The following is a 7,411-nucleotide window of genomic DNA, read 5'->3' as shown; positions in this document are numbered from 1 at the left end:
GGAGGTCACGGGGCAAGCCTGCCCGAGGGCAGCTCGCGCTCGAAACGGAGGTGTGAGTACGGGTCGTCCGAGCGGTACGCGGGCACCTCGCGGTAGCCGGCGGCCCGGTAGAGCGCGATGGCCTCGGCCAGCACGGGGTGGGTGCCGAGCCGCAGCACGCGGTGGCCGCGGTCGGCCGCCAGCCGCTCGAGCTCCGACAGCAGCCGGCGGCCGAGGCCCAGGCCGCGCGCGTGCGGCGCGATCCACAGGTGCCGGAGCTCGCCGACTCCGTCGCCCAGGTCGCGGATGGCGCCGCAGCCGGCCGGCCGGTCCTCGTCGTAGGCGAGGGCGAACGCGCCGGTGGCACCCGAGACCTGGTCCGGCGTGACCAGCACGGCCGGGTCGTAGCCCTCGGGGAAGCGCTCGTCGAGCTCGGCCGCGTAGGTGGCGAGGCACCAGCGGGCGTCGGCCGAGGCCGGGTCGGCGGGCGCCTCGACGGTGAACGCGGCGAGCCGCAGCAGCCGCTCCGCGGTGGTGAGCGAGTCGAGCAGCCGGGCCCGCTGGTCGTCGGTCAGCCCCGTCAGCATGTCGGTGACGAGCGCGTCGGCGCGGCGGTTCTGCTCGGCCAGCTCGCGCCGGCCGCGCGCCGTCAGCTCGACCGCCCGCCGGCGCCGGTCGGCGGGGTCGGGCCGGGTCCTGACCAGGCTCTGGCTCTCCAGCGACGCCAGCATCCGGCTCAGCTGGCCGGCGTCGAGGCCGAGCCGCTCGCGCAGCTCGCGCTGGGTGGTGGCGCTGGCCACCTCGAACAGCAGCCGGGCCTGGCCAAGCGGGCGCGCCCGCTGGAGGTAGCGGTCGGAGATCGCCCCGACACGCCGGGTAAAGTAGCGGTTGAAGCGGCGGACCGCCGCCACCTCCTGCCGTGTGGGCCGCGTGGACTCCATGCGGCCAGTCTTCGCTGATCATTGATAGAGGTCAAATAAATTTCCGGTGGCGGCCCGGCGCGGGCGTGCGGGGCGGCCGGGCGGCTCCTAGGCTTGGGTGTGGGAGGTGTTGTAGCCATGGCCGACGAGTCCCAGACGAAGCCCGAGGACGATCTGCCCACCCCCGATCACCTGCTGCACACCGGTTCCGAGCGGCCCATCGACCCGGAGGACCTGGTGCGGCTCAGCGGCCGCGAGCCCACGCCCGAGCGAGTGGCGGAGGCGCGGCGGCGGCTGGAGAAGGAAGGGGCGAAGGCCATCGAGCGCTACCTGCCGTGACCGGCACCGGCCGGCACTGACGGGTGTTGACCAGCGAACCAGGACGTGGCGCGGAATGATCCGCGCCACGTCCTGGTTGCCTCCTGGAGAAGACGCGGGCAGCGACCAGGGAAAGGCGGCGGGCGGCGGTGGCCGGACGAGACGAAGCGAGCGACGGGGCGAGCGGCGGAGCGAGCACGGCGGACGAGATCAGGGGCGTACGCCGGGGCTCCGCCCCCGTGCCGTTGTCGGTGCTCGACCTGGCCACCGTGGGCGCGGGCCGCACCGCCACCCAGGCGCTGCGCACCACCGCCGAGCTGGCACGGCTCACCGAGCGGCTCGGCTATCACCGCTTCTGGGTCGCCGAGCACCACTCCATGCCGGGGGTCGCCAGCTCGACTCCGGCCGTGATCCTCGCCCACCTCACCGCCCACACCGAGCGCATCAGGCTCGGCTCGGGCGGCGTCATGCTGCCCAACCACGCGCCGCTCACCGTGGCCGAGCAGTTCGGCACCCTGGAGGCGCTGGCGCCCGGCCGCATCGACCTCGGCCTCGGCCGCGCGCCCGGCACCGACGGCGCCACCGCCGCCGCGCTGCGGCGCGGCCGCACGGACGGGCCCGACGAGTTCCCGCAGCAGGTCGCCGAGCTCACCCGCTTCCTCGACGACGACTTCCCCGACGGCCACCCCTACTCCCGGATCCACGCCGTGCCAGGGCCCGTTCAGGGCAGCACGCCTGGCGGGGTGCAGGGGGCGGCCCGGCCGCCGATCTGGCTGCTCGGCTCCTCCGGTTTCAGTGCCGAGCTTGCCGGCCGTCTCGGCCTGCCGTTCGCCTTCGCCAACCACTTCTCCGCCGCCAACACGATCCCGGCGCTCGAGCTCTACCGCCACACCTTCCGGCCCTCCGCCGTGCTGGACGCGCCCTACACGCTGATCGGCGTCAACGCGCTGGCCGGCGAGGACGAGCGCGAGGTCAGCCGGCAGGTGATGACCGGCGCGCTCTCCATGCTGCGGCTGCGCACCGGCCTGCCCGGGCTGATCCCGACGCCGGAGGAGGCCGAGTCCTACCCGTTCGCGCCGGTGGAGCGCGAGGTCGTGGACGGCTGGCTGTCCAACGTCATCCACGGCACGCCGGACGTCGTCCGCAAGGGACTCGACGACCTGGCCCGCCGCACCGGCGCCGACGAGCTGATGATCACCGGCCACGTCCACACCCCGGAGGCGCGGCTGCGCAGCTACGAACTGATAGCCGACGCCTACGAGATGGCCTGACGGCCGGTCCGGCCACGACCCCCGCCACGCGGACGACGCCGGCGGCGTTCGATCGCACGGCTGGTCGTGCGGTGGCGGTGGCCGTGGGGCGGCTCGGGCTCGGTGCGATGTCGCCGGTGGCGTGGCACGTGGGCGTGGTCAGCGGCGTCGGGCGCGGGCCGTGGTGGGTCGGCTCGGCGGTGCCGCGGTGCGCCCGGGCGTGGCTGGGGCCGCTGGTTCCTCGGTCGTCGTGGGGTGGCGCGGGTTCGCGGGGAGTTCCGGCTGGCCAGGGTGGTCTCGGTGCGATGTCAACGGCGCCGGGCGCGCCGGCGTGGCGGACCGGCCCGGCCGGGGGCGGTTGGCCGCTCGGCTGGTCGTGCGGTGGCGGTGGCCGTGTCGTCCAGCGGCAACCGCCGGACGGGGGCGGGCCTTCGGCCCGATGGCCGGCCCCGGCCCGGTCAGGGCTAGGGCCGTCGCTCGGCCGTCGCCGCGCGGATCGCCTCGCTCAGCGCCGCGGCCCGGTCCGTGAAGCCGGTGACGCGGAGGCGCCGGCCGTCCCGCAGTCGGATGCGGCAGTCGACGTCCCGGCCGGTGTGGCGGGCGAAGAGCAGGCCCGCGCGGCCGGTGTCGCGCACCCGCGCGATGTCGGACCACGGCACCTCCGTCGTCGGCGCGCCGCGACGCCGGTGCACCAGGCCGCCCTCGTGCAGCGCGAACACCTCGCCGTCGCGCGCCCGTCGCGCGCCATCCGCGCCGATCCACGCCAGCAGCAGCCCGGCGAGGCCGATGCCGAGCGGCAGCCCCACCACGAAGTTGCTCCGCGAGCCGCTCTCGCCGCTGAAACCGAGGATGAGCAGCGGCACGCCGATCGCCACGCCGAGCACCCCCACGGCCAGCGCGGTCCGCGCGAACCGCCGGTTCGGCGGCCCCACCACCGGATGCTCGGCCACCAGCCGGCCCAGCCGGACCGACTCCCCTGACCCCTCCGTCATCACAACCCCCGGCCGTCGTCGTGTCCCTGCCGAAGAGTCTGCCCTACAACGAACGATGTAGGGGCGTTTCGGCATCAGAGACGACGGTCGGCGGGTGGTGCGTGGACGAGGCTGAGGAGGCCCCCGAGGAACCAGGAGCCCCCGCCCATGTCCGTCACGCGGTCCGCCACACCAACACGTCCCGCGCTCGCCCGCGTTCTCGCCGTGGCCGCCGCCGGCGGTCTCGTCATGGCCGTGGCGCTGGGCGCCGGCACAGAGGTGGGCGCGGCGCTCGCCGAGGCCGCGGGGATCGACGGCGGCCTCTCGGGACGGTTGGTGCCGGCCGTGCTGGTCAGCGCCCTGGCCGTGCCGCCCGTGCTGTGGGCAGCGCGCCGCGCCGGCCGGCGGGCCGCCTGGCTCGGGCTCGGCGGTGACGGCGGCGCCTGGGCGCGGTCGTTCCTCGTCGGCGTCGCCGTCACGGCGACCGCCGCCCTGCTCGTGCTCGGTGCCGGCACGGCGGCCGGGCTGCTCAGCTGGTCGCGCCCCGAGCCGGCGACGCTCGTCGGGTTCGTCGCCGGCAACGCGCTGGTCGCCGTGGGACTTGAGGCGCTGCCCGAGGAGGTGACGCTGCGCGGTCACGCCTGGGCCACGCTGCGCGGACGCCTCGGCGGCCGGGCGGCCGCGTTCGGCACCGTCGCGATCTTCCTGCTGGTGCCGGGCGCGTCCACGGTGGTCGCGGCGGCCACCGCCCGGCTGCTCGGGCGGGAGCCGGACCCGGTGGGGCTCGCGCCCGGCGGGCAACACCCGGTCGACTACCTGGTCCTGCTGACCTTCTTCGGCCTGGCGCTGGTCGCCGCCAGGACGGCCGGTACCCCGGCGCCGCTGTGGACGGCGATCGGCACCCACCTCACCTTCCTCACCGTCAACCGGGTCGCCCTGGAGGGCGAGGACCGCGACGCCGGCTGGTTCGCCATCGAGGAGACCCCGGACGCGGTGCTCCTCGTCCCGGCCTATCTCCTCGTCGCCACAGCCGCGTTCGCCGCCCTGCGGCGGCGGCACACACGCCGCCGCCGCAGGGCGGCGAGGCTCACCGCAGGGTGAGCCGGTACCGGAACGGCGTCCGGCCGGTGATCAGCACGCGGGGGCCGGTCGGGGTGAGGTTGCCGCCGAGCCAGGTGTAGCGCTCACCGGGGTCGACGACCGGCGGTTGGCCGGGGCCCGAGCCGTTGCCTGGGCCGAACGTGATGCGGTCGTCGCCCACCGTGTAGCTCGCCTCGCCCGACACCAACTGGTAGGTGTCCGCCTGTCCCTGAACAGATGTCAGCCCGGACCCCGAGAGCTCGCCGCCCGGCCGGAACGCCAGCTCGATCGCCAGCGGCACCTCCGACTCGTCCACCAGGAACGACACGTCGAGTCCGTCGCCCGACTCCCGCACCACCACCTCGGTGCGCAGCGTCAGATAGGTCTTGGGCCGGTGCGGGAAGTCCATCGCCGACCAGAAGCGCGGGTCGTCGGTGAGCGCGTAGTCGCCGTCCTCGCGGCGGTGTTGGGGCGGCAGCGGCAGATGGTACGCGGCGCGCACCCGGGAGTGCAGCCGCCATCCGCCGCCTGAGGCGCGCTCGAGTCCCTCGCTGCGGAAGTGGCCGAGCGAGAAGAACTGCGGGGCGAGCCGCACCGAGTCCAGGATCGCCCGGCCCTTGCGGAAGGCGAGGAAGGTGGGGTTGGTGGACAGGCCAGAGGCGAACGTCGGGATCTCGGCGAAGTCGGTGCCGCCGAAGATCGTGAAGGCCCGGTCGCCGCGCCGGGACCTGAACAGCGCGGTGTCGGTGTCGTGGTGCTCGTAGCGGGTGGGCGGCAGGCCGGATCCGGGCAGTCGCCCGGCCAGCTCGCGGTGGTGCAGGACGCGGGCCAGGGCGTCGCCCGTCGGGTCCTCGCCGCCCGGGAGTTCGGCGATGCGGCGCTCGATGTCCCTTGCCACGGCGGCGAGTTCGGTGTCGTGGTCGTGGATGGCCAACTCCCGGTAGAGCAGCCAGTAGTCGACGATCGACCGCTGCCTGGTCTGGTCCTGGCGCCGCGAGTGGACCGTCACCACCTCGCCGTTGGGCTCGAGCAGGAAGCGGGTGACGCGCAGGTTGCGGCGCACGTTCTCGTACAGCTCGGGACGGTCGGCGAGGCGGGCCACGGTCAGCAGCGAGTAGCCGGTGACCACGGAGGCGTAGGTGGCGCTGCGCTCGCTGTACTGGCCGCCCGGGTACTGGTCGATGCCCTCGGCCAGCCACTGGTCGATGCGGCGGGGGTAACGGCGGTCCGGAAAGAGGGCGTTGACCTGGGCCAGCACCCCGCAGATCTTCCACCGGTGGTTGGGAGTGTGCACCCCGCCCTCGGCCATCGCGGGCCCGGCGGCGCGCACAATCCGGCCCAGGGTCTCCCGCACGCCCGCGGTGCGCGCGTCGTCGTCCTCGCCCAACAGGCTGAGGACGATGCACAGATCGCCGATGGAGAAGGCGGTGTCCGGCGGCGAGTGCAGGTTGCCCTGGTCGAACAGGCCGTCGTCGTGCTGGTAGTCGGCGAGTGCCTCGGCCATCTCGGCCATGGGCGCGATGAGCGTCTCGTCGTGATGGTGGGTCGAACGCTCCCAGACCCAGGCGGCGGCGAGCCGGCGGATGGCCCGGGCGGTGCCGCGCGCGTTGATGTTCACCAGGCCGGCCCGGTAGCCGGCGAGGACGTCGGGCACCAGACGGTCGCCCTCGGCGGTGATCAGATCGAGGAACGCGCGGTCCTCGGCCGCGCGTTCCTCCCGGTCGGTGCCGGCGCCGGCGGCCGCCGGCGTGGCGGCGAACGCCGACCCCACCCCCGAACCGGTTCCCACGGCCGCCGTACCCACGGCCGTACCCATGACAAAACGCCGGCGATCCATGCTCATGGCCGGTCCACCACCCTTGCTGGAGTCCCACGAAAGCAGCGCCAGAAAGCGCTTGCGGCACTCTAGGTTTCGTCCTTATGACAGGACAAGGGTCGTGCACGGGGAGAAACGCCACGCCTGACGACGGGCGCCGCGGTTCCTGGCCGATCAGCTCAGTCGGCTCGGCGCAGCTGGTCGACGAACGAGGCCCAGGCGGCCTTCGGGACCGTGAAGGGCGCGATGTCGGTGTCCTTCGAGTCCCGAACCCCGACGCGGTTGCTCAGCTCGGCGACTTCGACGCAGGTACCGCCGTTCTCGTCGCTGTACGAGGACTTGAACCAGGCGGCTTCGGACGGGTCTGGGATCATCATGCGTTCTTCCGTGTGAGCTCTTCCAGGAATCGGGGTGTCTCGTCGGGCGCGAGCGCCGAGGCCCGCAGGCTGTCGAACCGGCGCGAGTGCGTCCAGAGTTCGTGATCCTGCTCAACCACCGACACCGTGCCCCAAGGGCCATCAACAACCACGGCGGGTGGTAGGGACGGCTCGAAGTCCAGCATTGAGAAGCTGTTGGTTGGCCGGTAGGCGGCCGATGCCAGCGGCAGGACCTGGATCGTCACGTTGTCGAGCCGGGAGACGCGGGCGATCTCCTCGTGCTGCTCCGACATGATCTCGGCGCTGCCACGGACCCGCCGGAGGGCCGCCTCGTCGAGGATCGCCCACAGCTCGATCGGGTTGGTCTCCCGCAGTATGGCCTCCTTGCGCTCCATGCGGAGCCGCACGTTGCGCTCGATGAACTCCAATCACGGCTACCCCGGGGCGACAGGTCCTCGGCTTTCGCGCACCCGACGGTCGGGTCCACGAGTGGACGTTGTGACCCTCCCCGGGGGGATCCGGGAGCTGCTCGGTCTCTCCCGGCGTCGGTTGGTGATGGACCGGCGGGGGTCCGTCGTGTGGCGGGTGAGCGGGAACGAGGGTGCTGGGCGGTGAAGTTGGGGTATCCGGCCGGGCCTTCGCACGGGTACACCGCGTTCGCGCCCGCGCGGGAGGTGGCCGTGTTGCGGCGGCTTGGGCG

General features: G+C 74.0%; 8 protein-coding genes. 3 read left to right on the top strand and 5 right to left on the bottom strand.

Annotation, left to right across the window (positions count from 1 at the left end):
- Positions 1 to 5: 5 nt before the first annotated feature.
- Positions 6 to 920 (bottom strand): bifunctional helix-turn-helix transcriptional regulator/GNAT family N-acetyltransferase, encoded by a 915-nt coding sequence (locus tag E1265_RS30520; RefSeq protein ID WP_132934215.1) that lies wholly within the window; start codon positions 918 to 920, stop codon positions 6 to 8.
- A 117-nt stretch (positions 921 to 1,037) separates the two neighbouring features.
- Here E1265_RS30520 and E1265_RS30515 point away from each other — a divergent pair, with 117 nt between their 5' ends.
- Positions 1,038 to 1,238 carry a hypothetical protein gene (locus E1265_RS30515; RefSeq protein ID WP_132934214.1) on the top strand — a complete coding sequence of 67 codons (201 nt, stop codon included), beginning with the start codon at positions 1,038 to 1,040 and terminating at the stop codon, positions 1,236 to 1,238.
- A gap of 128 nt (positions 1,239 to 1,366) precedes the next feature.
- Positions 1,367 to 2,488 (top strand): LLM class flavin-dependent oxidoreductase, encoded by a 1,122-nt coding sequence (locus E1265_RS30510; RefSeq protein WP_132934213.1) that lies wholly within the window; start codon positions 1,367 to 1,369, stop codon positions 2,486 to 2,488.
- A 443-nt stretch (positions 2,489 to 2,931) separates the two neighbouring features.
- On the opposite strand, the gene E1265_RS30505 is transcribed toward E1265_RS30510, so the two are convergent.
- Entirely contained in the window at positions 2,932 to 3,459 is a 528-nt protein-coding gene (locus E1265_RS30505; RefSeq protein WP_132934212.1) for a hypothetical protein, read from the bottom strand.
- A 147-nt stretch (positions 3,460 to 3,606) separates the two neighbouring features.
- Here E1265_RS30505 and E1265_RS30500 point away from each other — a divergent pair, with 147 nt between their 5' ends.
- Positions 3,607 to 4,539, top strand: a complete 933-nt coding sequence (locus tag E1265_RS30500) for a hypothetical protein (RefSeq protein WP_132934211.1) — start codon at positions 3,607 to 3,609, stop codon at positions 4,537 to 4,539.
- Here E1265_RS30500 and E1265_RS30495 read toward each other — a convergent pair.
- From E1265_RS30495 to E1265_RS30485, 3 genes are all read right to left on the bottom strand, one after another.
- The gene (locus tag E1265_RS30495) at positions 4,526 to 6,334 is read right to left on the bottom strand and encodes a hypothetical protein (RefSeq protein WP_243741225.1); all 1,809 of its coding nucleotides are present in this window, start codon (positions 6,332 to 6,334) and stop codon (positions 4,526 to 4,528) included. The two genes, E1265_RS30500 and E1265_RS30495, sit on opposite strands and share 14 nt — an antisense overlap.
- Before the next feature lie 179 nt (positions 6,335 to 6,513).
- Complete coding sequence (locus E1265_RS30490) at positions 6,514 to 6,711, bottom strand: DUF397 domain-containing protein (RefSeq protein WP_243741224.1); 198 nt, start codon at positions 6,709 to 6,711, stop codon at positions 6,514 to 6,516.
- Positions 6,708 to 7,139: a DUF5753 domain-containing protein gene (locus E1265_RS30485; RefSeq protein ID WP_132934209.1), complete on the bottom strand. Its 432-nt coding sequence runs from the start codon at positions 7,137 to 7,139 to the stop codon at positions 6,708 to 6,710. The genes E1265_RS30490 and E1265_RS30485 overlap by 4 nt, the downstream gene beginning before the upstream one ends.
- Between the last annotated feature and the right edge of the window lie 272 nt (positions 7,140 to 7,411).

The organism is Streptomyces sp. 8K308 (genome assembly GCF_004348315.1).
Taxonomy (GTDB): Bacteria; Actinomycetota; Actinomycetes; order Streptomycetales; family Streptomycetaceae; genus Streptomyces.
This window is presented reverse-complemented; position numbering and strand designations above follow the sequence as displayed.